The 24,069-nt window shown below is 65.5% G+C and carries 23 protein-coding genes; 14 read left to right on the forward strand and 9 right to left on the reverse strand.

Going from position 1 to position 24,069, the window contains the following annotated elements; genetic code table 11:
* Positions 1 to 325 precede the first annotated feature (325 nt).
* From BSIN_RS26000 to BSIN_RS10590, 4 genes are all read right to left on the reverse strand, one after another.
* Positions 326 to 1,540 (reverse strand): peptidoglycan DD-metalloendopeptidase family protein, encoded by a 1,215-nt coding sequence (locus tag BSIN_RS26000; RefSeq protein ID WP_173678664.1) that lies wholly within the window; start codon positions 1,538 to 1,540, stop codon positions 326 to 328.
* Between the two features lie 173 nt (positions 1,541 to 1,713).
* Positions 1,714 to 1,947 carry an acyl-CoA thioesterase gene (locus tag BSIN_RS10585; RefSeq protein ID WP_089340450.1) on the reverse strand — a complete coding sequence of 78 codons (234 nt, stop codon included), beginning with the start codon at positions 1,945 to 1,947 and terminating at the stop codon, positions 1,714 to 1,716.
* Positions 1,948 to 2,112 carry an acyl-CoA thioesterase gene (locus BSIN_RS25820; RefSeq protein ID WP_159935937.1) on the reverse strand — a complete coding sequence of 55 codons (165 nt, stop codon included), beginning with the start codon at positions 2,110 to 2,112 and terminating at the stop codon, positions 1,948 to 1,950.
* Positions 2,109 to 2,450 (reverse strand): AMP-binding enzyme, encoded by a 342-nt coding sequence (locus tag BSIN_RS10590; protein WP_256583737.1) that lies wholly within the window; start codon positions 2,448 to 2,450, stop codon positions 2,109 to 2,111. The genes BSIN_RS25820 and BSIN_RS10590 overlap by 4 nt, the downstream gene beginning before the upstream one ends.
* A gap of 241 nt (positions 2,451 to 2,691) precedes the next feature.
* Here BSIN_RS10590 and BSIN_RS25825 point away from each other — a divergent pair, with 241 nt between their 5' ends.
* Together BSIN_RS25825 and BSIN_RS10600 are read left to right on the forward strand one after the other, a co-directional pair.
* A complete protein-coding gene (locus BSIN_RS25825) occupies positions 2,692 to 2,928 on the forward strand; it encodes a hypothetical protein (RefSeq protein WP_159935940.1) in 237 nt (78 codons plus the stop codon).
* Positions 2,929 to 3,049: 121 nt separating this feature from the next.
* Entirely contained in the window at positions 3,050 to 3,964 is a 915-nt protein-coding gene (locus BSIN_RS10600; RefSeq protein WP_089340452.1) for a LysR family transcriptional regulator, read from the forward strand.
* Between the two features lie 86 nt (positions 3,965 to 4,050).
* Here BSIN_RS10600 and BSIN_RS10605 read toward each other — a convergent pair whose 3' ends face one another.
* A complete protein-coding gene (locus BSIN_RS10605; RefSeq protein WP_059514429.1) occupies positions 4,051 to 5,205 on the reverse strand; it encodes a porin in 1,155 nt (384 codons plus the stop codon).
* A 419-nt stretch (positions 5,206 to 5,624) separates the two neighbouring features.
* On the opposite strand from BSIN_RS10605, the gene BSIN_RS10610 reads away from it, so the two are divergent.
* Positions 5,625 to 6,806 (forward strand): OpgC domain-containing protein, encoded by a 1,182-nt coding sequence (locus BSIN_RS10610; protein WP_089340472.1) that lies wholly within the window; start codon positions 5,625 to 5,627, stop codon positions 6,804 to 6,806.
* A gap of 66 nt (positions 6,807 to 6,872) precedes the next feature.
* Positions 6,873 to 7,745 (forward strand): alpha/beta hydrolase, encoded by an 873-nt coding sequence (locus BSIN_RS10615; protein ID WP_089340453.1) that lies wholly within the window; start codon positions 6,873 to 6,875, stop codon positions 7,743 to 7,745.
* On the opposite strand, the gene BSIN_RS10620 is transcribed toward BSIN_RS10615, so the two are convergent.
* Positions 7,717 to 8,709, reverse strand: coding sequence for a delta(1)-pyrroline-2-carboxylate reductase family protein (locus tag BSIN_RS10620; protein ID WP_089340454.1), 993 nt, complete (start codon positions 8,707 to 8,709; stop codon positions 7,717 to 7,719). The two genes, BSIN_RS10615 and BSIN_RS10620, sit on opposite strands and share 29 nt — an antisense overlap.
* Positions 8,710 to 9,054: 345 nt before the next feature.
* Between BSIN_RS10620 and BSIN_RS10625 the strand changes: the two genes are divergently transcribed.
* Positions 9,055 to 9,930: an alpha/beta fold hydrolase gene (locus BSIN_RS10625; RefSeq protein ID WP_089340455.1), complete on the forward strand. Its 876-nt coding sequence runs from the start codon at positions 9,055 to 9,057 to the stop codon at positions 9,928 to 9,930.
* Between the two features lie 124 nt (positions 9,931 to 10,054).
* Here BSIN_RS10625 and BSIN_RS10630 read toward each other — a convergent pair whose 3' ends face one another.
* Entirely contained in the window at positions 10,055 to 10,450 is a 396-nt protein-coding gene (locus tag BSIN_RS10630; RefSeq protein WP_059514437.1) for a carboxymuconolactone decarboxylase family protein, read from the reverse strand.
* A gap of 724 nt (positions 10,451 to 11,174) precedes the next feature.
* On the opposite strand from BSIN_RS10630, the gene BSIN_RS10635 reads away from it, so the two are divergent.
* The 3 genes from BSIN_RS10635 (at position 11,175) to BSIN_RS10645 (ending at position 14,734) form a co-directional block, all read left to right on the forward strand.
* Positions 11,175 to 11,351: a hypothetical protein gene (locus tag BSIN_RS10635; protein WP_176704054.1), complete on the forward strand. Its 177-nt coding sequence runs from the start codon at positions 11,175 to 11,177 to the stop codon at positions 11,349 to 11,351.
* Between the two features lie 308 nt (positions 11,352 to 11,659).
* The gene (locus tag BSIN_RS10640) at positions 11,660 to 12,514 is read left to right on the forward strand and encodes a helix-turn-helix domain-containing protein (RefSeq protein WP_059514441.1); all 855 of its coding nucleotides are present in this window, start codon (positions 11,660 to 11,662) and stop codon (positions 12,512 to 12,514) included.
* A gap of 552 nt (positions 12,515 to 13,066) precedes the next feature.
* Positions 13,067 to 14,734 (forward strand): ATP-binding domain-containing protein, encoded by a 1,668-nt coding sequence (locus BSIN_RS10645; protein WP_089340456.1) that lies wholly within the window; start codon positions 13,067 to 13,069, stop codon positions 14,732 to 14,734.
* Positions 14,735 to 14,818: 84 nt separating this feature from the next.
* On the opposite strand, the gene BSIN_RS10650 is transcribed toward BSIN_RS10645, so the two are convergent.
* A complete protein-coding gene (locus tag BSIN_RS10650; protein WP_089340457.1) occupies positions 14,819 to 16,381 on the reverse strand; it encodes a methyl-accepting chemotaxis protein in 1,563 nt (520 codons plus the stop codon).
* A gap of 300 nt (positions 16,382 to 16,681) precedes the next feature.
* On the opposite strand from BSIN_RS10650, the gene BSIN_RS10655 reads away from it, so the two are divergent.
* The 6 genes from BSIN_RS10655 (at position 16,682) to BSIN_RS10680 (ending at position 22,746) form a co-directional block, all read left to right on the forward strand.
* Entirely contained in the window at positions 16,682 to 17,257 is a 576-nt protein-coding gene (locus BSIN_RS10655; protein ID WP_089340458.1) for a GNAT family N-acetyltransferase, read from the forward strand.
* A 27-nt stretch (positions 17,258 to 17,284) separates the two neighbouring features.
* The gene (locus BSIN_RS10660) at positions 17,285 to 18,151 is read left to right on the forward strand and encodes a MerR family transcriptional regulator (protein ID WP_059514448.1); all 867 of its coding nucleotides are present in this window, start codon (positions 17,285 to 17,287) and stop codon (positions 18,149 to 18,151) included.
* Between the two features lie 289 nt (positions 18,152 to 18,440).
* A complete protein-coding gene (locus BSIN_RS10665) occupies positions 18,441 to 19,106 on the forward strand; it encodes a lysoplasmalogenase (protein WP_089340459.1) in 666 nt (221 codons plus the stop codon).
* Positions 19,107 to 19,280: 174 nt separating this feature from the next.
* A complete protein-coding gene (locus BSIN_RS10670; protein ID WP_089340460.1) occupies positions 19,281 to 20,879 on the forward strand; it encodes a flavin-containing monooxygenase in 1,599 nt (532 codons plus the stop codon).
* Between the two features lie 20 nt (positions 20,880 to 20,899).
* On the forward strand, positions 20,900 to 21,835 hold the full coding sequence (locus BSIN_RS10675) for an SDR family NAD(P)-dependent oxidoreductase (protein WP_089340461.1): 936 nt from the start codon (positions 20,900 to 20,902) through the stop codon (positions 21,833 to 21,835).
* Positions 21,832 to 22,746 (forward strand): metal-dependent hydrolase, encoded by a 915-nt coding sequence (locus BSIN_RS10680; RefSeq protein ID WP_089340462.1) that lies wholly within the window; start codon positions 21,832 to 21,834, stop codon positions 22,744 to 22,746. The genes BSIN_RS10675 and BSIN_RS10680 overlap by 4 nt, the downstream gene beginning before the upstream one ends.
* A 382-nt stretch (positions 22,747 to 23,128) precedes the next feature.
* Here BSIN_RS10680 and BSIN_RS10685 read toward each other — a convergent pair whose 3' ends face one another.
* Positions 23,129 to 23,977 (reverse strand): arylamine N-acetyltransferase family protein, encoded by an 849-nt coding sequence (locus tag BSIN_RS10685; protein ID WP_089340463.1) that lies wholly within the window; start codon positions 23,975 to 23,977, stop codon positions 23,129 to 23,131.
* Positions 23,978 to 24,069 lie beyond the last annotated feature (92 nt).

A 24,069-nucleotide genomic window follows, 5' to 3' on the forward strand; every position in this document is an offset into this window, starting at 1 on the left:
TGGCGCGCCGTCACTCGGCGTCAGGCCGCAGGCCGTGTCGAGAAAACTCATGAATTGCGCATGCGTTCGCCGCAACGCAACGGCCGTTACAAGCCGCTTTGCAAGCGTTCGTCAACAGTGTCCGATGCCATCGCCCGATGCGCGGCGTTACACACGGGCCGCATGACATGCGATCCCCACCCGGCGCACGGCAGCGGTAAAACGCCGTCTGATTTGCGCGTCGCATCGCGGTACGGCAGGCTGCCGCGATGCGACGAGCCAACCGCCGCCCGGCCGCTGACGGGCAACACGGCCGGCATTGCGCGCTTCGCACGCCTGCATCGGCTCACCCCTGCTGCTTGCCCGTCAAATAAAGCATCGGATTGACCGGCTTGCCGTCGCGCCGCACTTCGAACAGCATCGCCGCACGCCCATTGTCGGCACCGCTTCCCATCTCGGCAATCTGCTCGCCTTGCCGGACAACATCGCCCGTCTTCACGAGCAGCTTGCGATTGCGCGCATAAGCCGTCAGGAAATCTGCATTGTGCTGGACCAGGATCAGCGTACCGTAACCGTTCAAACCCGCGCCCGCATACATCACGCGCCCTGCTGCGGCCGCGCGCACCGGATCGCCCGCACGGCCCACGATCTGAATGCCACGGTTGCGGCCCGGCTGGAATGTTTCGACGACCGTGCCAGCCACCGGCCACGCAAGCGCGATCGACTGCGCATGACGCTTCGTCTGTTGGACAACGCGCCGGTCAGCTGCGCGCTCGGCGGCGCTGCCGGAAGCCGCCGGCGTTTGGGACGTTTGGGACGTTTGCGGCACTTGCTGCGCCTGCGACGCTCGGGACGCTTGCTGCATTTGCTGCATTTGCTGCATTTGCGACGCTTGCTGCGCTTGGGACGCTTGCTGCACTTGCGACGCTTGCGCCGGCACCGCGCCCGCCCCGGCCAACTCGAACACATTCGAGCTGCCACCCGATGCAGCGCTCGCCGGAATCGCCGCGAGCGCATCGCTCATCGTGAGCACATCGCTTACTGCGCGAGCATCGCCGGTCGCGACATCGACCGGCGATGGCAGCAAACCGGCCGAATCGGTGAATGCCAGCGCTGCGTCACCTGCATCGGCCGAGTCCGAGCCGCCCGGCTTTGCCGCGTCGGCCGGGCGCGTCGCCTGCGAACTGACCGCGCCGCGTGCATCCGGCGCTGCGGTCCACAGCACTTGGCCGATCGCAATCCGCGTGCGGCGGCCGAGCCGGTTCCATTTTTGCAGCTCCTTGACCGTGCAGCCCTTCGCCTGCGCGATCACCGACAACGTATCGCCGCGCTTCACCACGTAACGGGTTGCGGCCAGCGGCGACGCGGCCTGATCCTGGCCGTTTGGCGCGAGCGCCGTCGTTGCGGCCTGCGCGGCGCTCGCCTGCGATGCAACGGCTGCGCTCGCGAGCGTGTCGGTCGGCTGGACCGGTGACGACTGTGTCGCGCAACCGGCAACGATCAGCGCGGCGGCTATCCCGGAAAGCCACAAGACACGGCGGTCGATCTCGCTCTTGCTCATGCTCGAGTCAACTCCAAACGATGAAGCTCTCAAGCATCTCAAAATCGGCGGTACACACATGTAACCGGATGCAAGCAATGATGACAAAGTGCTCTCGGCCACCAATCGCTTCCCTTCTTTGCGCAATCTTCGGTGACCTTTCATACTTTGGCGCCGGTCCGTCGAACGCCTGCTCACTCATGGCCCTTCAGCGCGTGCAACAACGCCGCCGGCACCGGCTTTTTCCCGCTGCCGTCGGTTGCAATGCACACATAGACGACCTTCGCACTGGCGATCTCGGCCGAGTCTCGCCAGATGTCAAAACCGAGCGTGAAGCTGGTCGTGCCGATCCGAATCGGCAGCACGTCAATGCGCGCCGAATCGCCCATCGACAAACTGCCGCGCCAGTCTATTTCGAGATGAACCAACTACACTTCCGTGCCCGTCGATGCGAGAACGCGATACGGCAACCCGCGGAACTCGAGGAACGCGGCCCACGCTTCGCCGAGATATGCGACGTACCACATATTGAATACCACGTTCTGCTGATCGATTTCGCAGTATCTGACTCGGATGTCGGTGGAGGATGTCATGTCGAAAACCAGAATGGCGGATAACGAACGGATACCGCGATCGAAAGTCGCGTGTCGAAATACGCGTACAGCGCGGTGACATCGACGTTCGCGCCGGACTTCGGCACCAACGGGCAAATCGTCCGCTCGCCCCAGTCGTCGTCTGGAATGCCGATGACCGCACACTCATGCACCGACGGGAACGACGACACGACGTTCTCCACCTCCGCCGGAAAGATTTTTTCTCCGCCGGTGATGATCACGTCCTTGATCCGGTCGCAGATGAACAGATAGCCTTGCTCGTTCAGATAGCCGGCGTCGCCGGTGTGAATCCACCCGTCGCGTCGGGCAATCCCCAATAGCCGGTCATGCGCGCCGGCGTCCGGATGCAGACTTCAGGACGGCGCTCAGATACGCCGCGACCTGGCTGCCATGCGCATGCGGCGTGGCGTAGGCCGTCGTGCGCCCTTCGCAGAGAATGGCGGGCTGGTCGGCGCGCATTCGAGCCCGCAGATGCAGGATCTCGCCGACGTCCTTGAAATACGATCGGAAACCGGCATAAACACGTATCGATCTATATCAGCGCCGCCCTAATCCGCCGTGACCGACGAAACCGGCGCGGGCCTCAGCTCAACAGCGGCCGATGCGTTCGCGCGCGTCAAACCTTCCGGCACCGCGCCGAAACCGGCTTGCGGCGGACGGACAAAAACCGCATCGATCGCCACCGCAACGCCGCAGCAAACAAAGAAAATATGCAACGCAAACTTGAACGCCAGCAACCAAGACGAATCGTCACCGCCCATCTCCGCCCCCATGTCGGCCCATCGGCAAACATGATGCGCGGCATTTCGCCGCGGAAAAATGCGGAAACGGGCGAAGCTTGGCTCAGGCATCGCCTGAACGCGGCCCGCAACATTCCTGTTACCGTATCGCCCATTACAACGACAGCCCCCGCCCCATGCGATTCGACCTGACCGATCTGCGCCTTTTTCTACATGTCTGTGACGCAGGCAGCATCACGGGCGGCGCCGAGCGCGCGCACATCACGTTGCAATCCGCGAGCGAGCGCATCCGTGGCATGGAAGAAGAACTCGGCGTGCCGCTATTGCAGCGCGCCAAACGCGGCACGCGCGCGACCGATGCCGGCCGCGCGCTCGAACATCACGCACGCGTCGTCCTGCAGCAGATCGACCACATGCGCGGCGAGCTGCAGCAGTACGGCGGCGGCCTGCGCGGCCACATCCGCCTGCTCTGCAACACCGCGGCGCTCAGCGAATACCTGCCGGATGCGCTTGCCGAATATCTGCCGCGCCATCCAACGCTGTCGGTCAGCGTCGAGGAACGTTCGAGCCAGGAAATCGTACATGCGATTCGCGGCAAGACAGCCGATTTCGGGATTGTTGCCGATTCGGTCGGAGTCGACGGGCTCGAACAAAAGCCGTTTCGCGAGGATTGGCTGATCGCCGTCGCAGCGCTCGATCATCCGCTCGCCGCGCGCGAGCGGGTGGCGTTCGCCGAACTCGTCGACACCGACTTCATCGGCATGACCGACGGCAGCGCACTGCAAGTTCATCTCGCCGAGCAGGCGAAGGCGCTGGGCAAGCGGATCGATTACCGGGTGCAGTTGAAGAGTTTCGACGCGATTTGCCGGCTGATCGAGCGCGGCGTCGGAATCGGCATCGTGTCGCGGCATGCGGCGCTGCGCGCGCAGCAAACGATGAAAATCCGCCTGATCGAGCTGACCGACGCATGGTCGCATCGGCGGCTGACGATCTGCGCGCGACGTTTCGACGAATTGCCGAAGTACACGCGCGATTTCATCGCATTCCTGTCGCGTCAGCCGGACGGCACGCAGCCGGAAAACGAAAACTGAGCGGCGTAAGCGCAACGGCGGCGGCACGCAGTGCACGCCGCCGCCGACCCGCCGTCAGGCGGTCAAACAGTCGAACAGCGGACCGATCAGAACTTGTGGCGAATCGCCGCGCGAACCGCGAACTGGTTCCCCGAGGCCGACGGGCCGTCGGTGCCCACCACATAACCGCCATCCGCGATCGTGCCGGTCTTGTCCCCCGCGACCTTCTGATACGCGCCTTGCAGATAGACGTCGGTACGCTTGGACAGGTTGTAGTCCGCCATCAGGCCAACCGTGTGGTATTTCGGCTTCACGTTGCCCGCGGCGGCGTCGAACTTGCCGTCCGTGTACACGTACTGCGCGCCGATGAAGAGCGCCGGCGTCAGCTGGTATTTGCCGTTGACTTCGAAGTTCTGGAATTTCGTCGCCGTCAGGCCCAGGCCCGCGAACGTCGATGCCGGCAGATAGACGGTCGATACCGGGTTCTTGATGTCGGCCTTCGTATACACGAAACCGACCGTGGCCGGGCCGAACGTGTAGTTGACGCCGCCGCCGAAGATCCGCAGGCGGTCGGCCGTGAAGTTCGCGTCGTCGCCCGAAATCGCGCCGGCCGCCGTTTTGCCCGGATTGTTCGCCTGCAGATAAGCCGCCGCGAGTTGCAGGCCGCCAACCGTGTACTGCGCGCCGGCGCTGTACTGGCGGTTGTTCGAGAAGCCCGTGCCGTTGCTGAAGCTGTACGTGCCGCCGAACGACAGGCCGTTCCAATCCGGGCTCGCGTACTTGATCGTATTGTTCACACGGAACGAGTTGTCCGTGTTGTCGTTGTCGAACGGGTGCGAGAACAACGTGCCGCCCCAGTTGCCGTTCGCCGTCAGCGGCGCGAGGTAGTCGACGACCGAATCGTACTGGCGGCCGAGCGTGAGCGAGCCGAATTGGCTGTGCGACAGGCCCACGAACGCCTGGCGGCCGAACATCCGGCTGCCCTGGCCGAGCCGGCCGTTGTTCACGTCGAAGCCGTTTTCGAGCGTGAAGATCGCCTTCAAGCCGCCGCCCAGGTCTTCCGAGCCGCGCAGGCCCCAGCGGCTGCCCTGCGCATAGCCGCTTGCGAGCTGATAGTTGCTCTTGTTGACGCCGTTGACGTTGACGTTATTCGTATAGTTGAAGCCCTCGTCGATCACGCCGTACAGCGTCACGCTGCTCTGCGCGAAAACCGGCGCGGCGAAGGCGAGCGAAACCGCTGCACAAACAACTTGCTTTTTCATTATCGGTATCTCCAAACCTAGTTCTAGTTGCTCAATCGGCTGCCTGGCAACGCAGCCTTGAATAGTGGTCGTCCTGGCGCCCGGCGCCGGAGCGCATCCATTGTGTCAACCTCAACGAATCATTTCGTAGGATTGATACGATGTTCGCAATACTGTCATGCACAAAATACACTGTCCATGTCGGTGCATGGAATTGCTTACCTATGTTGCGTGCGGCCAACTAATGCGCCGCCAAAGCGCCGGAATCAGGGCAAAAACGGCATTTTCCCGGTGTAAACCCTTAAAAGCGGCGATCGATGGCAAAATATGCAGCTATCGTCCGGATGCCTCGCCGTGCCGCTTTTCGCCATGCCGCCATTGTCTGTCCCCGTTTGCATGTCCATCCCACGTCGTCGCGCGGTTCACGCGTGCCGCGCCGCATGAGCGCTGCGGCCGCGCCGTCGCGGCGCTTCGTCGAACTCGATTTTTTTCGCGGCCTCGTGCTGCTCGTCATCGTCGTCGACCATATCGGCGGCAGCATCCTGTCGCGCGTCACGCTGCATGCGTATGCGTTATGCGATGCCGCCGAGGTGTTCGTGTTTCTTGGCGGCTTCGCAACCGCGATCGCATACAACTCGCTCGCCGAGCGCCAAACGGAAGCGGCCGCGCGCCAGCGCTTCATCAAACGTGCGTTTGAAATCTATCGTGCCTTCCTGTTGACGGCTGGCTTGATGCTGTCGATCACCGCGGCGCTCGGCGCATTCGCGATCGACGCGCCGAACATGCCGACCAACGATCTGGACGGGCTGATGAGCGCGCCGCTCGCCGCGCTGCGCGATATCCTGCTGCTGCGGCGCCAGCCTTATCTGGCCTCGGTGCTGCCGATGTACGCATTCTTCGCGCTGCTCGTGCCGCTCGCGCTGCCGGCCGCGAGAAGCCGGGCATGGTGGCTGCTGATTGCGGCGAGCGCCGCGCTCTGGCTTGCGGCGCGCAATATCGTCGGCTATCTGCCCACCGCCGAAGATACGCAATGGGACTTCAATCCATTCGCGTGGCAATTCCTGTTCGTACTCGGCATCGTCGCGCGCTGCCAGCCTGTCTACCGCGTGCTCGCGCGGCGGCCCGCCCGCTCGCATTGCGTGACGGCCATTGCGCTGGCCGTCGTCGTGGCGGGCGCGTATTACCGGCTGCGCATCGAGCCGTTCCCGGCCGATCCGTCGATCAAGCAGAACCTCGGCGCGTGGCGGCTCGCGAACTTCCTGGCGATCGCGTGGCTCGCGGCCAAGCTCGTGCATCTCGGCTGGATGCATCGGGTGGCACAGGCCATGCCGTGGATCGGCACGATCGGCCGGCAGGGGCTTTTGTGCTTCGTCGCCGGCACCGGCATCTCGTTGCTGGTCGACTCGCTGCTGTACGCGGCCACGCAAGGCTATCTGAACGTGCCGCTCGGCCTCGCCGCGGATGCGGCGGCGCTCGGGCTGCTATACGTCGTGGCGAAGCTGTATCCGCCGGTGGCCGCACGCATTGCCGCGCGATTCCAGCGAATGCCGCCGGCGCGGCCGCCGCGCACGCCTGGGCCGCAGTGGCCGATCCGACTGCCGCATCGCCGGCACAAACGCTGAAAATCCGAGTGACGGCTGTCATCCGACGCTGATAGCCTACGCGCTCGCCATGATAATGACGCCGCCATGCGCCGATTCCTTTCGCCTCTCGTCACGCTGTTCGTCACCGCGCTCGCTGCCGTTACCCTCGCCGCCCACGCGGCCCCGCCCGCGCCGACGGCCGCCGCCAGCAGCATCGTCGCCCGCTCGTTCCGCTCGCCGGCACTGCGCCGCGACTGGTCTTACCTGGTTTATCTGCCGCCCGGCTACAACCCGGAAGGTGCACGCTACCCGGCGCTGTACCTGCTGCACGGCAATGCCGGCAACGCCTACGACTGGATCACGCAAGGCCGCCTGCAAATCACCGCCGACGCACTGATCGAGCGCCGCGAGATTCCCCCTGTCGTGATCGTGATGCCGCAAGGCGGCACCGACTGGTACGTCGATCGCAAGGAGAAGATGCAAAGCGCGTTCCTGGACGATCTGCTGCCGGATGTGGAAGCGCATTATGCAGTGTCGAACCAGCGTGCGGGGCGGGCGATCGGCGGCGTATCGATGGGCGGCTACGGCGCGCTGCGCTTCGCGCTCCTCGAGCCGGAGCGCTTTTGCGGCGCGATGCTGCTCAGCCCGGCGATCTATTCGAACGAGCCGCCCACCGGGTCGGCCGCGCGCTACGTCGGCGTGTTCGGCGACAAGCAGTTCGACCCGAAGATCTGGCACGAGCTCAACTATCCCGCACTCTGGCACGGCTACTTCGCGCAACCGCTGCGCCTGCCGATGTTCATCGCCGCCGGCGACGACGACCTGTCGATCCAGGCCGAATCGAGCGTGCTCTATACGAACTTGCGGCGCGCGCAAAATCCCGCCGCGCTACGGATCGTCGGCGGCGCGCATACGTGGGACGTGTGGCGGCGGCTGCTCGGCTCGGCGCTCAAATACACGCTTGAGTGCGTAAAGTAGCGGCGGCCAGCGCGACCCGGCACGCGGCAAGATCCCATGCCGCGCAACCGACGCTCTTGAAGAATACCGGCGTTGCCCGATCGTGCGGGACCGGGCGGCGCGCCGCGTGGCCGGCCGCCCCGCCGGCCGACGCCGCGCGCTCGCGCAGCGCATCGGCCAGCGAATGCACACGCGACCACTCGACGCCCGCGACGAGCAAATCGCCCGCCTCATGGCGCGCGCCGTCGGGATCGTCGACATAGAGCGCGCTGCCCGCGATCGTGCGGCCGCCGACCTCGGCCGCATCGCGCGTAAACGCTCCCACACCAACGACGAGCCGCCCCGCGCGCGCAGGCTCGTCGTAGACCGGCGCGGCACTCGTCGTCGACGTGATGACGACATCCAGCGCATCGGGCAACGCGGCATCGCACGCGAGCGGTTCGAGCCGCGCCGGCGCCGGCGACGCCGTGCGCAATCGCTCACAGAACGCCGCCGCCTGCGCGGCAGTACGCGCTTTCACATGCACCCGGGCCGTGGGAAACAGCGCGGCCAGCGCAGCGACATGATGCTCGGCCTGCGTTCCCGTGCCGATCAACAGCACGTCGCGCGGCGCCGCAGCCAGGAACGTGCGGATCGCGAGCAGCGTAACGGCCGCCGTGCGGCGGCCGGTGACGGTCGGGCCGTCGAGCGCGAACAGCGGCGCGCCGCTCGACGGATCGATCGCGCCGACCTGCCCGTGTATCGTCGGCAAGCCGCTGGCGCGATTGCGCGGGCAGACCGTCACGAGTTTGTGAATCGCGAGATCGGATGCCGCCGCCGGCATCGACAACAATACGCCGCCTTCGTTGAGCGGCACGACGAGCCGCGCCGGACTCGCGATCAGGCCATCGGCGGCGTCGAGCGCCGCTGTCCCCAACGCATCCACCAGTTCGGCGAACGGCGTCAGCCGTGCCGTTTGTGCGGCGTCGAATACCGTTGCCGTCATCGCGTCTCCCGTCGTTCTCCAAACTCAAGCATGTCCGGCCGCTTCGCGCGCGAATGCGCGGCGTGCGCACGCGTTCGGCCGCCGCGCGGCCGAACCGGCCGGCTCATATCGCGTGCGGTGTCCGGCTTCGACCAAACGTTTCATACGGCCAATGCTGCAATGGCCGTAAAAAACCGTCCAGCTCCGTCATCCAAGCGACGAATATTTCATCCGCTTGCTTCCGCATATCGTGCCGTCATCAGCTAGACTTTTATCGCACGAACGTTCGTGTCCGTGCGCCGCGACGTCTTCACCGCCGCATCGCAAAACCGCAGACGCCGACAATAAAATCAGGGAGATAGCATCATGGAACAGTCGCAACGCGTGACTTCGTTCAACAACGATGGACTGACTTTCGACGTCATCGATACCGGCCCGCTCGACGGTGAAACCATCGTCCTGCTGCACGGCTGGCCACAAACCGCGAAATGCTGGAGCAAGGTCAGCGCCACGCTCAACGCCGCAGGTTATCGAACCGTTGCGCCCAACCAGCGCGGCTATTCGCCGGGCGCACGGCCGCCGCGCGTCGGCGCCTACCGGATGTCGCGGCTCGTCGGCGACGTCGTCGCGCTGATCGAGCGGCTGGGCGCGGGAGCCGTCCACGTCGCCGGCCACGACTGGGGCGCGGCCGTCGCCTGGGCGCTCGCCGGCAAGCGCCCGAACAGAGTGCAGACGCTGACCACGGTATCCGTGCCGCACTCGGGCGCGTTCATGCTCTCGATGCTGACGAGCGATCAATTGCTGCGCTCGTATTACATGGGGCTGTTCCAGTTGCCCAGACTGCCGGAGTGGTTCATCACGCGCTTTCGAGGGCTGTTCAAGCGGCTGCTGCTCAGCACCGGCATGACGCCGGCCGATGCGGATGGCGTTTATGCCGATATCTTCGATGCCGGCGCGCTGACGACGTCGCTCAACTGGTATCGCGCGATGACATTGACACCGCCGGGCGATCTGTCCCGCAAGGTGTCCACGCCCGTGCTGCATGTTTTCGGCGCGCGGGATTCGGCGCTGTCGCCACGCGGCGCCGAACTGGCTCGACGCTTCGTGAACGGGCCCTTTCGGCTAGAGATACTGCCGAACGCGACGCACTGGATTCCCGAGCAAAACCCCGGGCAGCTTGCGGCGCTGATCCTCGAATCGATCGCGGCGCGCCCGCTCACGGCCCGGCTCACCGCCGCCTGAACCGGCGCTACCGGGCCCTACGCAAACGCCGCGGCATCGCAAACAGCAACCGGCGGCTGCGCGCCTCAGCCGGCTATGCGCCGTCGCCCGAGGCCGTCGCCGCGCACGGCCCGTTCGACGGCGCTCATTCATCGTCGGGCACGCTCAGCCCGAGCGCATCGATGACCTCGCGCGCATGACGGAACGCCTCGACAGCCGCAGGCGCCCCCGCGTAGAGCGCGCTATGCAGCAGCACCTCGCGAATCTCGGCAAGGCTCGCGCCGTTGTTGAGCGCGCCGCGGATATGCCCCTTCAGTTCGTTGCCTCGGCCGAGTGCGGCGAGCATCGCGCACGTGCAGAGGCTGCGCGTCTTCAAATCGATACCGCCGCGCTGCCACGTGCTGCCCCATGCATGCTCGTTGAGCCAGTTTTGCAGCGGCCGGGAAAAGCCGTCTAGATCACTCATCGCGCGCTCGACGAATGCTTCGCCCATCACCTGCGTCCGGCGCGCCTTGCCCTGCTCGCGGTCTGCTTCGCTCATGCTGCTCTCCTGATCCTGATAGTCGGGAAAACCAGCAGTTCAAACGATTTAACGGATGTACGCAATAGCGTGCATGCCTGCGGCAACGGTTCGTCGCCACGCTGGCCGGCTTGCGTGGGGCCGCTTTCCACGGTGAATGGTGGCGCCCGACGCCCAATATGCGCGCACTGCGCTCGCGATTCGTTGCCGGCCCTGGGCCGTTCACGAATGAGCCGCTTGCGCATCGCGCTTTGCAAAAACACGGTCGAGCCGCTCGCAAGAAAGGCGCGGACAGCCTCGATTTCGCACGGCCGCCATGCCCGGCTGACATCGCAGTGCGCCCGCAATTACATCCCAATAATCAATATTGAAAGGTAAATTTTCCAACAATCTCTCAATGAGATTCAATGGCTCATGCCGTGCGACTCGCACGCCATACCTCTCGGCATGAAACACCGCCGGCGCGGACGATCGCCTTACCGAAAGAAACATTGCCTTGGCGCAAGCGCCGGCGCGATGCACATCGACTTCAAGTTTTTTAACAAAATTGCCGTTAACGGAATGTTGTTGCGGCAGCGCCGCCGCCCTTCGCTCGCTCGTCCGACGCCGTCGCGGTTTTTGTCGGATTGACGGCCCGCAAGCGCCCACAAACCGGTTGCACCAGACCGGCCGTACCTCATCAGGACATATGAATCAGCTACACGTATACGGAGTTTCAGATGTGAACGAGGAAATCGCACGCGTCATGCTCAGTTCTGCGAAGGATGACGGCCGCGTCGCCTGGGATCGCCAACATGACCGGCCCGGCTGGCTGAACGGCCAGATCCTGCTGGGCGGACGCTTCACGTTGGACGAGCTGCGCGCGATCGTCGCGCTATCGGCCGGCGGTGCCGCGCCTGTACCCTACGATCCACTCGGGTAGCGCCGGGCGTCGCTCAGCGAACGTCCTGCGCGTGTCCATTCGCGGCGATTCGAGGCAATTCGCGGCTTATTCGTCGTCACGCCGGATACCGCCGGACGTCCATCGCGAACGGTTGTTACCTGCGGAAACACCTTTCACAGAAAAAGCGCACATAGGTGCGCGGAGCGAACTTTGTTTTGCGGTAAAGTTCACACTTTCACGCGTGGCCGGTCGGCTCGCTTCACACCGGGGCATCGTGCGATGCCGTACCGTGCGCCGCGAGGCGTGCATGTTCGAACGTCATTCGATCCGATCGTTTTGCGCAGCACATGGCCAACGAAGCAATCACTACGGACTCTCTTGCCGTCGCAGAGCGTGTGCGCGAGCTCATGACTCGCCACGGCATCGGCAAGCGTCAACAGACCACCGAGCTTTGCCGCATTCTTGATTTGAGTTTTTCGCAGGGGCATCGCAAATTGCGCGGCAGCAGCCCGTGGACGCTGTCGCAAATCAAGAAAGTCGCCGAAGCATATGGCGAGCCCGCCGCGCAGCTGTTCGGCGCGCAAGCCCTCGATCCAGGCATGGTCGGCGCATGCGCTCAGGACGCCATGCTGTACTCGGGCATCGCCGAAATTCCATGCACCGCATGGATTGGCGGCCTGCTCGAACCGGGCGCGCGCCCCGAGTTCGTCGCTTACGAACAGCACGGCCGCTGGCGTGTGATGCGCCACACCGGCACGCTCTATCAAAACGCATACGACGTTCACAAAATTGAAATCTATCCGCGACGCGCGGAGAACGACAAGCTGCTCGTCGCGGTAATCGACGCCGACACCGTAAGCGCCAACGAAGTCTGCCGCTATCTCGACGAGCAAGGTTTCGTGACCGTGCGCTTCGCGAGCGCGGCCGCGTTCATTGACGCGCTGCAAGGCCAGGCGTTCGACGCAATCGTCACCGAATGGATGTTCGACAATCGCACGGCGGCCGACGCGATTCAGGCAGTGCGCGCCTCGGACAATCCGGGCGCGCCGATTTTCGTGTTGACGGGCGACCTGCTGACCGGCCGTGCGAGCGAGGTGGAGATCAGCGAAGTAATTCGTATGTACGACGTCGTCTGCTACGAAAAACCCGCGCGCCTCGCGATTCTGAGCGCCGACTTGGCGAAGCGTTTGTCGCGCTCCTGAGCGCGCGAACGCGCCGCGCCCAGGATGGCGTAGCTTGATGGCAAACGCGGGCTGCGAGGATTCAGCGAGCGTCCGTTTCGGATGGCGCCGTCGGCGCGGCGGTCTCCATCCGAAAAGCAGCGCGCTCGAAGCGAGCCGAACTTGGGGGCAACGGCACGAGTTGCGCCAGGCCGCCGGGTTTGGGCTTCAGCGCCCAATCAAACCCGTTTTAAACAACGCCGGTTTCAACAACATCGCGGCTGCCCGCTCCAGCCTTCGAGCTGTGTCAAGCACATGGCGCGCCACCGCAAGCGGCTTCGCCGCCAAACAGCGCCCCCTCCGACGGCAGCAGCCAAGCTGCTTGAATTTTTCCGCCATCCCCGCGGACAGCATGGGCCTCGACTCGCGCCGGCCTCGTACCGCGTTACCTTCGATCTTGCCGGTCTAACGGCGCCCACTGCCGACCGCATTCCTCACCGAAAACGTTGCGCTGCGGCCCGCCCAGCGTGCTTGCGCACGACGTGCGTACAATACGCCGACGTCTTTCGAACGCACGCACTGTCAGGACCGACGATGGCCCGCATCATTCCCGACGACTGGAAACATCTTGCCGCCGCCGGCGCGGCTGAGCGCGAACGCGAGACGCTCGCGACTCTCGAGCGGACGCTGCCCGACGCCTACACTGTCTACCACGGCGTGCACTGGACGCGCGCCGACCAGAGTTTCTCGGTGTTCGGCGAAGCCGATTTCGTGATCGTGAGCCCCGCCGGCCGCATCATGCTGATCGAGCAGAAAGCAGGCTTTCTGCGCGAGACTCCCAAGGGGCTCGTCAAGGTCTATCTGCAAACCGAGCGCAACGTGTCGATCCAGCTTGCGCGCACGCTCGAACATTTGCGCAGGCGGCTTACGGCCGCATTCGGCGCGGGCGCTTACGGCGTCGACGCGCTGCTTTACTGCCCGGACTACACCGTGAAGGAGCCGGCGATCGCGGGAGTCGCGCCCGCGCAGATCGTCGATGCGGCGCGCAAGCATTTGCTCGCCGAACAGATTGTCGCGGCGCTGCCCGCCGACGAACCGCCGTTTCCAGGCGCGGCGAAAATCCATCACTTCCTCGCGGACGAACTGGCGCTGACGCCGGACACGAGCGCGCTCGTCGGCCATGCCGATACGCTCGTCACGCGGCTGTCCGGAGGGCTCGCGACGTGGGCGCGGCGGCTCGCGTTCGAGCCGTTCAGGCTGCGAGTGATCGCCACTGCCGGCTCGGGCAAGACGCAGCTCGCGGTGCAGGCGATGCGCGATGCCGTCGCGGCAGGCCGGCGCGTGCTATATGTGTGCTTCAATCGGCCGCTTGCCGATCACGTCGCGCGTATCGCGCCCGAACACGCGAAAATCGCGAACTACCACCAGCTCTGCGACTGGGTGCTGCGCGACAGCGGCTATGCGCCCGATTTCGGCTCGCGCGACGCATTCGCGCAACTGGAAGCGCGCTTTGCGCAAACGCCGATCGCCGAGCGCTGGCGCTTCGACACGTTGATCGTCGACGAAGGGCAGGACTTTCAGCCGCCGTGGGCCGCCGCGCTCGAGCGGCTTGTCGCGCCCGGCGGCGCGTGGTGGTGGCTCGAAGATCCGCTGCAGAACCTTTACATGCGCGAGAGCGTGCCGCTGCCCGGCTGGGTGACGATCGAGGAAACGACCAACTACCGCAGCCCGCGCGATATTCTCGACTATGTGCGCGAGATCGTCGGCGGCATCGAACCGCTCGCGGCGCGGCTCGTCTCGGGCAGCCCGTTCGGCGGCTCCGACCTCTCGATTTCCACCTACGATCCGGCATCCGGCGACGCGGGCGCGCAAGCGTGCATCGACGCGACGAAGCGCGCGATCACGCACGCGCTGTCGCTCGGCTTTCGCAAGCAGGACATCGTGGTGCTGTCGTTCCGCGGCCGCGACGGTTCGGTGTTCACCGCGCTCGAGCAGCTCGGCCCGCATCGCGTGAAGAGCTTCACCGGCCGCTACGATTTGTTCGGCAACCCCGAATATCGCGAAGGCGACGTGATGCTCGATTCGATCTACCGCTTCAAGGGGCAGGCCGCGCCATGCGTGATCCTGACCGAAGTCGATTTCGACGCGTTCGACGCGCGCGCAGCGCGCAAGCTGTTCGTCGGCGCGACGCGCGCGACGATGAAACTGATCATCGTCGCATCGCAACGGGCGGCTCCGTCGATCGCGCCGGCGCCGGCCTGACGCCGTATGCGCGGCGGCGGGCCGCGCATACGGCACGCCCGCCGATCAACCGGCACCCGGGCCAGCGCCGCCCGGGCGCCAAGCTCACGCCGCCTCGGCCACGCGGAATACGCCAACCGTGCGGCGCAGCCCGTCGGCCTGCTCCTCCAGCGACGCCGCCGCGGCCGCCGCCTGCTCGACGAGCGCGGCATTCTGCTGCGACACCTGGTCCATCTGCGACACCGCGCGGTTCACCTGCTCGATACCGTCGCGCTGCTCGTTCGACGCCGCCGCGATTTCGGTCATGATGCCCGTCACGCGCGCGATCGCACGCTGGATTTCCTGCATCGTGTCGCCTGCCGAGCCGACGAGACGCGAGCCCGTCGCGACCCGCTCGACGGATTCGCCAATCAGCGCCTTGATCTCTTTCGCGGCCGACGCCGAGCGCTGCGCGAGCGTTCGCACCTCGCCCGCGACCACCGCGAAACCGCGCCCCTGCTCGCCCGCCCGCGCGGCCTCGACGGCTGCGTTCAGCGCAAGGATGTTCGTCTGGAACGCAATCCCTTCGATCGTGCCGATGATATCCGCGACCTTCTGCGAGCTTTGATCGATTTCAGTCATCGTGCCGATCACCTCGCCCACCACGGTCGCGCCCTTCGTCGCGATTTCGGTCGCGCTGTCCGCGCAGTGCTGCGCCTCGCGCGCGTTGTCCGCGTTCTGCTTGACCGTCGCGGTGAGCTGCTCCATGCTCGCGGCCGTCTGTTGCAGCGCGGCCGCCTGCTCCTCGGTGCGCTGGGACAGGTCGGTGTTGCCGGCCGCGATCTGGCGCGTCGCAGTGGCGATCGTCTCGGAGCCGTCCGTCACCTTGCGTACCGTGTCGGCCAGGCTCTTCTGCATCGTCGTCAGCCCCTTCACGAGTTCGGCCATTTCGTCGTGCGACGTCCAGCGCAGTTCGGCTGTCAAGTCGCCGTCCGCCAAGCGGCGCAGGTGCGCGAGGATACGGGCGAGCGGCTGGGAAATCGCGTAGTGCAGACCGATCGCGCATCCCACGCACGCGGCCAGCCCGCATGCAATGCCGATGCCCATCGCGATGCGCAGCCACGCATACATCCGCTCGGCCTCGTCGTAAGCGGCCTGGCCGCGCGCCGCGCGCGCATCGTCGAGCGCCGCGGCGGCCTTGACCCACGCGACCGACTGCGGCGGCGTGACCGTCATCGCCAGGCGGTCGGCTTCGTCGTGCCGGCCCGCTTTCAATGCGTCGAGCATCGGGCGGATCGCGCTATCGATCAGCGCGCGGCGCGCCGTGCCCGCCTGCGCGATCAGCGACTTCTCGCTGTCATTGTCGGGCAGCGCATCGTAATCGCGCCATGCGCGATCGGATGACGCGAGGTACTGCTCGGCCTTCGCGACCGTGGCCGCAACGTCCGGCGCCTCCGGATGCAGAATCGCGCGATCGAGCGTGGTGCGTGCGATCGCGAGATTGAGGCTTGCCGCCGACAGCGCGGTTTTGCCGGCGAGCTGCCGCGCGTATGCGTCGTCGAGTGCGTCGTTCGAGCGCTGCATGCCGTAGAAGCCGACGCTGCTCGCGACGGCCAGCAGCACCGCGACGAACCCCAGCGTCGCGAAAATCCGGGTGCGAATCGTAAAACGGGAGAAAAAAGCGTTCATGACCGAAAGATGTCGCGGCGTAGCCGCCTGGTTCGAAGGACAGTCGCGCGTTATTACGGCCCGCCGCGCGAAAACTTGAGCGAGCCGTCGGCCGGTGCGGCGCGGTGCCGCGATCGGCGCCATGCTTCATCGTGCCGGCCTCTCGCGCCAATCTCCGGTGGCGACGTCATGCGCCGCAACCGGCGCACTCAATGCCGCACGCCGCGACGTCCGCCAGCCGGCAGCCGCGCGCCCGCCTTTGTGCGAACAATTTTGGATACGCGCATAGTGACGGTTTGCCCAACCTTGCCTGCCCCTGTCATGACCAGCACTGCTCCCGCGCCCGCCCATTGCGTCGCCGTGCGCGACTCGGTCGACCCCGATCTCGGCGCGATCCATGCGATCTATGCTCATCACGTGCTGACGGGTGTCGCCTCGCTCGAAGAGACGCCGCCCGCCGTCGACGAATTGCGCGCCCGGCGCGACGCGGTGTTGCGGCACGGTTTGCCGTATCTCGTCGCCGAATTCGACGGGCAACTCGCCGGCTATGCGTATGCGACGCCGTACCGGTCCCGCAGCGCGTACCGTTACGCGATCGAGGATTCGATCTACGTGGCCGATGCGCATCGCGGCCGCGGCATCGGCCGCGCGCTGCTCGCCGCGTTGATCGCGCGCTGCGAAGCCGGGCCGTGGCGGCAAATGATCGCCGTCATCGCGGACGGCGGCCGCGGCGGCTCGGCCTCGCTGCATCGCTCGCTCGGCTTCGAGCCGGCCGGCACCTTGCGCGCGGTCGGCTTCAAGCACGGCCGCTGGATCGACACCGCGCTGCTGCAGCGCCCGCTTGGCGACGGCGCGCAACACCCGCCGTCAGAAGCTGTCATCGACGTCTCACATTGAGACACATCGCCGCGTTAAAATCGCCGCATGTCGAAATCAAACCCTACCCAATCAGCCGAAGGCGCCGACGAAGCAACGGCGCCGAGCGAATACACGGTCGACGAGCTTGCGCGCATGGCCGACACGACGGTACGCAACGTGCGTGCGTACCAGGATCGCGGCCTGCTCTCGCCGCCGCGCAAGCGCGGCCGCGTCGGCATTTATGACGACACGCACGTCGCACGCCTGAAAGTCATCAATCACTTGCTCGCGCGCGGCTACACGCTGTCGAACATCCAGGATCTGATCAAGGCGATCGACGACGGCCACGATCTGCGCTCGATCCTCGGTCTCGAGAACGCGATAGGCGGCCGCTGGTCGCACGAGCGCCCCCAAAGCTATTCGCTCGCGCAACTGATCCAGATGTTCGGCCCGCAGACGCCCGCTTCGCTCGGGCGCGTCGCCGAATTGGGCCTGCTCGAGCGGCGCGGCCTGTCGTTCATCGCAAAAAGCCCGGCGCTCATCGAAGCCGCGGCGGCGATGGTGCGCGAAGGCATTCCGGCACGCGAACTGCTTGACGCGATCTCGCTCACGCGCCCGTACTTCGACGCCATCGCACGCGTACTCGTCGAACTCGTCGTGCGCCGCCTCGACCGCTACGACGAAGGCTCGCTGCCGCCGCCCACCGACGTACCGGCGCTCGTCGACGCGATCTGGCGGCTGCGGCCGCTGTCGGCGGTATTCGTCGAAGGTGAGATGAATCGCGCGCTTGAAGCGGCGTCGAGCGATTATCTGGGCGGCAGGGTCGCGACGATACTCGACAAGAAGCTGAGCAACCAGGCCGCGCAGGACACGGCGCTCGCGCTCGGAAAGGCGGCATCGAAAGCGTCAAAAGGCGGGCCGAAAAAGCGCTAGGCGCACCCGCGCCCATAGCAGCCGGCCCGCGTCCCGCTCGCGGGCCACGCGCGTGCGCAGGTCATCCCCTGCGGCGCCGGGCCGCCGGGCGGCAGCGGAACGACCAGCGGCCGGCTTCGCCTTCCCGCTTCGCCCGCTCTTAACTCGCCGTTGGCGCGCGCTGTCGCGATCAACCGTCCTTCGCTGCGCTTGACGGATGATTATCCGTCCCTGAAATTGTCTTCGTGCTCATCCCGCAGACTTGGCCGCCGCCCGCGCGCGTCAATCCGCTACATGCAAGGAGACAACTTTGTTATCCAACCTGCCCGTGCGCACGCGCGGCCTCTGGCTCGCCGCGGCGTTCGCTGCGCTGTTGTATGGGCTGTCGCTCGGCCATACACCCTATCCCGGCCAGCCTGCGGCCAAAGCGGCGCTCGGCATGTTGTTGCTCGTCGCGGCGCTGCGGCATCCCGCCGCACGCGAGCGCGGCTGGCTTGTCGCGGCGCTCGGCGCGTCGGTGCTGGGCGACGTGCTGCTCGCGCTCCCGCAGTGGCCGTTGTCGTTCGTCGCCGGCCTCGGCGCGTTCCTGCTCGCCCATCTCGCCTACTGCGCGTTGTTCGCGCCGTGGCGAGCCGCGCCACGCGGGCCGCGGGCGGTTGCGCTCGCGGTGCTGTGGGTGGCGGCGCCCGGATTGTATGCCGCGTTCTTTCCGCATCTGGCCGTGCTCGCGGCCCCGGTCGCCTTCTACATCGCGACGCTCGGCGTGATGGCGAGCCTCGCGCTATGCGCACGCACGCCCGGCCCGCAGATCGCCACCGGCGCGCTCGCGTTCGTCGGCTCCGATGCGATGATCGGCATCGGGCGTTTTCTCCCCGCCTTCGCATTCGCCGGTATCGACGACTGGATCTGGTTTCTCTATGCGGCCGCGCAACTCGCCATCACGTTCGGCGTATTGCGGCGGCGCACATCGAATTAACGGGGCCGCGAATCCAGCCCTTGTCCACACGAATTACCGATGTTATCGCGGTGCAATAAATGCGCGCGCGCGCCTAGAGTCTCCGGTCTACCCGCCTTGCGGATCAGGCTTTCCTGGCTTATTGTGACATCATTTAATGTCACATTTAAAAGTGAGCCAATAGGAGACGCTTGGATGAACGCGCGCAGCAAGTTGCCCCTCGTTCCGCTAGACAGCGCGAACGCGGAAGAAACCTTGGACATCGCAATCATCGGCACCGGTTTCTCCGGGCTCGGGATGGCCATCCGCCTCCGGCAAACCGGCCATGAGGATTTCGCGGTATTCGAAAAAGCGGATTCGGTCGGCGGCACTTGGCGCGACAACCATTACCCCGGTTGTGCATGTGACGTTCAATCGCACGTCTATTCGTTTTCGTTCGCTCCCAACCCGAATTGGACGCGGATGTTCGCCCCACAGCCGGAAATTCGCACATACCTCGAAGACTGTGCGCAGCGCTTTGGCGTGTATCCGCATCTGCGTTTCGATCACGAGCTTGTCAACGCGACCTACGACGAAGCCGCGCGCCGCTGGCGCCTCGCGTTCGCCAACGGCAAGCGCGTGGTCGCGCGCGTGCTGGTCTCGGGCATGGGCGGCCTGTCGCGCGCGGCGTTGCCGGACATTCCCGGTATCGAACGCTTCAAGGGTGAAGCGTTCCACTCGCAGCATTGGAACCACGACTACCCGCTCGAGGGCAAGCGCGTCGCGGTGATCGGCACCGGCGCGAGCGCGATTCAGTTCGTGCCGCAGATCGCGCCGCGCGTCGCACGGCTGTCGCTGTTCCAGCGCACGCCGCCGTGGATCATGCCCAAGCCCGATCGCCCGATCAACGGCCTCGAGCAATGGCTGTTCCGCAATCTGCCGTTCACGCAAAAGCTGCTGCGCAGCGGCCTGTACTGGATGCTCGAATCGCGCGTGCTCGGTTTCGCCGTTCACCCGTCGGCGATGAAACTGGTGCAGAAGCTCGCGCTGCGCCATCTGCACCGCCAGATCTCCGAGCCGGAGCTGCGCGCGGCCGTCACGCCCGATTACACGATCGGCTGCAAGCGAATCCTGCTTTCGAACGACTACTACCCGGCGCTCACGCGCAAGAACGTCGATGTCGTCACGACCGGCATCGAGCGGATCGAAGAAGATGCGGTCGTCACGAAGGACGGCAAGCGCCATGAGGTCGACTGCCTGATCTACGGCACCGGCTTCCAGATCAACAATCCGTTCCCGCGCGGCACGATCATCGGACGCGGCGGCGTCGACGTGGTCGACACGTGGCGCGACGGGTTGCACGCGTACCTCGGCGCGACCGTTCCCGGCTATCCGAACTGGTTCATCCTGATGGGCCCGAACACCGGTCTCGGCCACAACTCGATGGTGTACATCATCGAGTCGCAGATCGAATACGTGCTCGGCGCGCTGAAGTCGATGCGCACCGAGCGTGTCGAGGCGATCGACGTGCGCCCGATCGTCGAGCACGACTACAACGACCGGATACAGACCAAGCTCAAAGGCACGGTATGGTCGACGGGCGGCTGCAACAGCTGGTATCTCGACCCGAAAACCGGCAGAAACACAACGCTGTGGCCCGATTTCACCTGGCGTTTCCGGCAAGAGACGGAATGCTTCTCGATGTTGGCCTACCAGCCGTACTACTACGAATCCAAGCCCCGCGACGCGCAGCGCACGGTCCCCGCCGATGCGCCCGCGCCCGCCGCCGCCGCGCCGGCGCCCGCCGAAGCCTGAACCGCACGAGGTCATCGAACATGAAGAGTTTCACCAACAAAGTCGCAGCAATCACGGGCGCAGGCTCGGGCATGGGCCGCTCGCTCGCCGTGCAGCTCGCGCTGGACGGCTGCAACGTCGCGCTGGCGGACAAGAACGAAACCGGTCTCGCCGAGACCGAACGGATCGTGCGCGCGCTCGCGCCTTCCATCCAGGTCACCACCCGTGCGCTCGACGTGGGCGATCGCGCCGCGATGCACGCATGGGCCGACGAGACCGCCGCGGCGCACGGCCGCGTGAACCTCATCTTCAACAACGCAGGCGTCGCGCTGTCGAGCACGATCGACGGCATGGAATACAGCGATCTCGAATGGATCGTCAACATCAATTTCTGGGGCGTCGTCCACGGCACGAAGGCGTTCCTGCCGCACCTGAAGGCGTCCGGCGACGGCCATATCGTCAATACGTCGAGCATTTTCGGGATCTTCGCGCAGCCGGGCATGAGCGGCTACAACGCGACGAAATATGCGGTGCGCGGCTTCACCGAATCGCTGCGCCAGGAACTCGATCTGATGAAGTGCGGCGTGTCTGCGACTTGCGTGCATCCGGGCGGCATCCGCACCAATATCGCGCAATCGGCGCGGCTTGCGAAGAACATGGTCGGCTTCATCGTCGAGAGCGAGCAGCAGGGCAAGGCGGATTTCGAGAAGTTCTTCATCACGACCGCCGACGAAGCCGCGCGCGTGATCCTCGACGGCGTGCGCAAGAACAAGCGCCGCGTGCTGATCGGCCGCGACGCGCATGGCGCGGACTGGCTCGCACGCACGCTGCCCAGCGCGTATCAATCGCTCGTCGTGCTCGCGACCAAACTGCAACGCTCGCGGGCGCGCCGTGCATCGGGCCGCACGCCGCCCGCGCCGGCTCCGGTGCATGCCACCTACGACAACGCAGCCAACCAAGGAGGCGAACAATCATGACTCATCCTCATCTGCTGCCGGTGCGGCGCGACATCCGTTTCGCGCTGCCCGCCGATCGCGTGCAGGACTGGCACGTCCAGGGCGCGCCCGTCACGCATTTCATGAACGCGCTGTCGCTGCTGTTTCCGGCGGGCGAGCGCTTCTTCATGGATTCGGTGCGCAACTACCGCGATCAGATTCAAGACCCCGAGTTGAAGAAGCAGGTCGCGGACTTCATCGGCCAGGAAGCCATGCATACGCGCGAGCACATCGAATACAACGATCTGCTCGAAGCGGCGGGCCTGCCCGCGCATAAGCTGGACAAGCGCCTGTGGACGTTCCTCGGCTGGGGCAAGAAAGTGCTGCCGCACTCGGTCCAGCTCGCGATCACGATCGCGCTCGAGCATTACACGGCGATGTTCGCGAATCAGTTGCTGGCCTACCCGTCGCGCTGGATCGAAGGCTCGGTTCAAGGCTATACGCAAATGTGGCTGTGGCACGCGACGGAGGAAACCGAGCACAAATCGGTGTCCTACGACGTCTGGAACGCGGTGATGCCGTCCGGTGTGAAAACCTATCTGCTGCGCACCGGCACGATGCTCGTCACGACCGTGATCTTCTGGACGGTGATCTTCGATTTCCACGTCCGGCTGATGCTGGCGCATCGGTTGCGTCACGGCAAGCTCAAAGGCATGTGGCGGCTCTTCAAGTTTCTGTACAGCCCGACGAAGGGCGTATTCGCCAGCATCATGCTCGAATGGCTCGACTATTTCCGGCCGGGCTTCCATCCGTGGGATTACGACAATCGCCATCTGTTGAAGAACGTCGATACGCTGCTCGCGAACATCGACGCCGCCAACGAGCGTTATGCCGATCAGGCCGCGCCGCGCCGCGTGCCGCTGCATCCGACGCCCGCCGCGGCGCAGTCCTGAGCGCAACCGCAAGCGCCGCCCGCGGCACGCGCGGGTGGTCCGCCGCGGCAACGAAGCGCTTGCGGTTCGCATAGGCACACCGCGCGCCCGCGATTCTGGCGCATGATCGGCCGGATTCGGCGCACGTCTGGATAAGCGTGCGCGCGAGCCTTGTCGCGGACGGGCGCGGGCGGTCGCAAGAAATATGGGCGGCGCGGATGCGCCGGATGCGCCACCACGCCGCGCCCGCCAGTGGCCATCCGTCCTCGCGCGAAATCAAATCGCACCGCCGCAACGGCTGTCAGCCGCTGGCCGCTCGTCGGCCGGGGCCGACTCCAGGCCGACAGCCCGCCGGGCCGTCAAGCCGCCGGCCGCCGGCCACCGGCCGGCTCAACGAGCCGGCTCAGGCGGCCGGCCTGCCCGCATCGGTGCGAGCGACCGCGCGCGCATAAAGCGCCGGCGCGTCGAATCCAGTTAGATCGAGCCCGAACCGCTCGCGCAAGCAGTCCGACCATGCGTCGAAATCCGGCAGCCGGGACGTCTGCGCGTCCCCGCGCAATCCGCGCAGCGTCAGCATGTCGTTGAACAGATTCGCGCGCGAATCGGGCATCACGCGGCACACCACCAGATCGTGCGTAAAAAACGATTCGGGATGCGTCGACGTAAACCAATTCGCCACCTCATAGTCGATCCATTCGACGGGACTGAGCGCGAAACGGTACAGCGGTTTCCAGCCGGACGGCGTCTCGCATTCGAGATCGAGTTCATCCGCCGCCGGCGCACTGGTCACGCGAAATTGACCGTGCGGCGTCGATTGCGCCTGATTGAGCGACACGCGCAGCGGCGCCGTCAGCGTGATCGAGCCGAAACCGACGTCGGCGAGCCACGTCGCGCCGTCCAGTTCGACGGACAGCAACATATGCGAGTGGGGCGGCGGCGGCAGTTCGGGCGCCCGCTGCCAGTAAACGCGCGCGATCAGCGGCGTCACGCGAAAGCCGAGTTGCGTGAGCACCGCGTGGAACAGCTTGTTCTGCTCGAAGCAATAGCCGCCGCGCCGCCGCTCGATCAGCTTGCCGCACACCGAATCGAGATCAAGCGCGACGCGCAAGCCCGCATACGGATTGAGGTTCTCGAACGGAATCGCCAACGGATGGTGCAATTGCAATTGACGCAGCACGTCGAGCGTCGGCTCGGCTGGGCCGCGATAGCCGATACGGGTGAAATAACGGGAAAGATCGACAGTGTCGCGCATCGAGCCGCTCGCAGAGGACGAAACGCCACACCATAGCACTGCGCGAATAACCCCGCGCGACGGGGGGCAAGCGGGCCGCTCCGCGCACGGCG

Origin of the sequence: Burkholderia singularis (assembly GCF_900176645.1) — a bacterium.
Taxonomy (GTDB): domain Bacteria; phylum Pseudomonadota; class Gammaproteobacteria; order Burkholderiales; family Burkholderiaceae; genus Burkholderia; species Burkholderia singularis.

Excerpts from the sequence above, each read along its gene's own strand:
- BSIN_RS10645 (WP_089340456.1), top strand. The coding sequence starts at position 13,067 with ATGGCCCGCATCATTCCCGACGACTGGAAACATCTTGCCGCCGCCGGC.
- BSIN_RS10630 (WP_059514437.1), bottom strand. The coding sequence starts at position 10,450 with ATGAGCGAAGCAGACCGCGAGCAGGGCAAGGCGCGCCGGACGCAGGTG.
- BSIN_RS10610 (WP_089340472.1), top strand. The coding sequence starts at position 5,625 with ATGAGCGCTGCGGCCGCGCCGTCGCGGCGCTTCGTCGAACTCGATTTT.
- BSIN_RS10680 (WP_089340462.1), top strand. The coding sequence starts at position 21,832 with ATGACTCATCCTCATCTGCTGCCGGTGCGGCGCGACATCCGTTTCGCG.
- BSIN_RS25820 (WP_159935937.1), bottom strand. The coding sequence starts at position 2,112 with ATGACATCCTCCACCGACATCCGAGTCAGATACTGCGAAATCGATCAG.
- BSIN_RS10625 (WP_089340455.1), top strand. The coding sequence starts at position 9,055 with ATGGAACAGTCGCAACGCGTGACTTCGTTCAACAACGATGGACTGACT.
- BSIN_RS10620 (WP_089340454.1), bottom strand. The coding sequence starts at position 8,709 with ATGACGGCAACGGTATTCGACGCCGCACAAACGGCACGGCTGACGCCG.
- BSIN_RS10605 (WP_059514429.1), bottom strand. The coding sequence starts at position 5,205 with ATGAAAAAGCAAGTTGTTTGTGCAGCGGTTTCGCTCGCCTTCGCCGCG.
- BSIN_RS10685 (WP_089340463.1), bottom strand. The coding sequence starts at position 23,977 with ATGCGCGACACTGTCGATCTTTCCCGTTATTTCACCCGTATCGGCTAT.
- BSIN_RS26000 (WP_173678664.1), bottom strand. The coding sequence starts at position 1,540 with ATGAGCAAGAGCGAGATCGACCGCCGTGTCTTGTGGCTTTCCGGGATA.
- BSIN_RS10660 (WP_059514448.1), top strand. The coding sequence starts at position 17,285 with ATGTCGAAATCAAACCCTACCCAATCAGCCGAAGGCGCCGACGAAGCA.
- BSIN_RS10650 (WP_089340457.1), bottom strand. The coding sequence starts at position 16,381 with ATGAACGCTTTTTTCTCCCGTTTTACGATTCGCACCCGGATTTTCGCG.
- BSIN_RS10600 (WP_089340452.1), top strand. The coding sequence starts at position 3,050 with ATGCGATTCGACCTGACCGATCTGCGCCTTTTTCTACATGTCTGTGAC.
- BSIN_RS10655 (WP_089340458.1), top strand. The coding sequence starts at position 16,682 with ATGACCAGCACTGCTCCCGCGCCCGCCCATTGCGTCGCCGTGCGCGAC.
- BSIN_RS10640 (WP_059514441.1), top strand. The coding sequence starts at position 11,660 with ATGGCCAACGAAGCAATCACTACGGACTCTCTTGCCGTCGCAGAGCGT.
- BSIN_RS10635 (WP_176704054.1), top strand. The coding sequence starts at position 11,175 with ATGCTCAGTTCTGCGAAGGATGACGGCCGCGTCGCCTGGGATCGCCAA.
- BSIN_RS10615 (WP_089340453.1), top strand. The coding sequence starts at position 6,873 with ATGCGCCGATTCCTTTCGCCTCTCGTCACGCTGTTCGTCACCGCGCTC.
- BSIN_RS10675 (WP_089340461.1), top strand. The coding sequence starts at position 20,900 with ATGAAGAGTTTCACCAACAAAGTCGCAGCAATCACGGGCGCAGGCTCG.
- BSIN_RS10670 (WP_089340460.1), top strand. The coding sequence starts at position 19,281 with ATGAACGCGCGCAGCAAGTTGCCCCTCGTTCCGCTAGACAGCGCGAAC.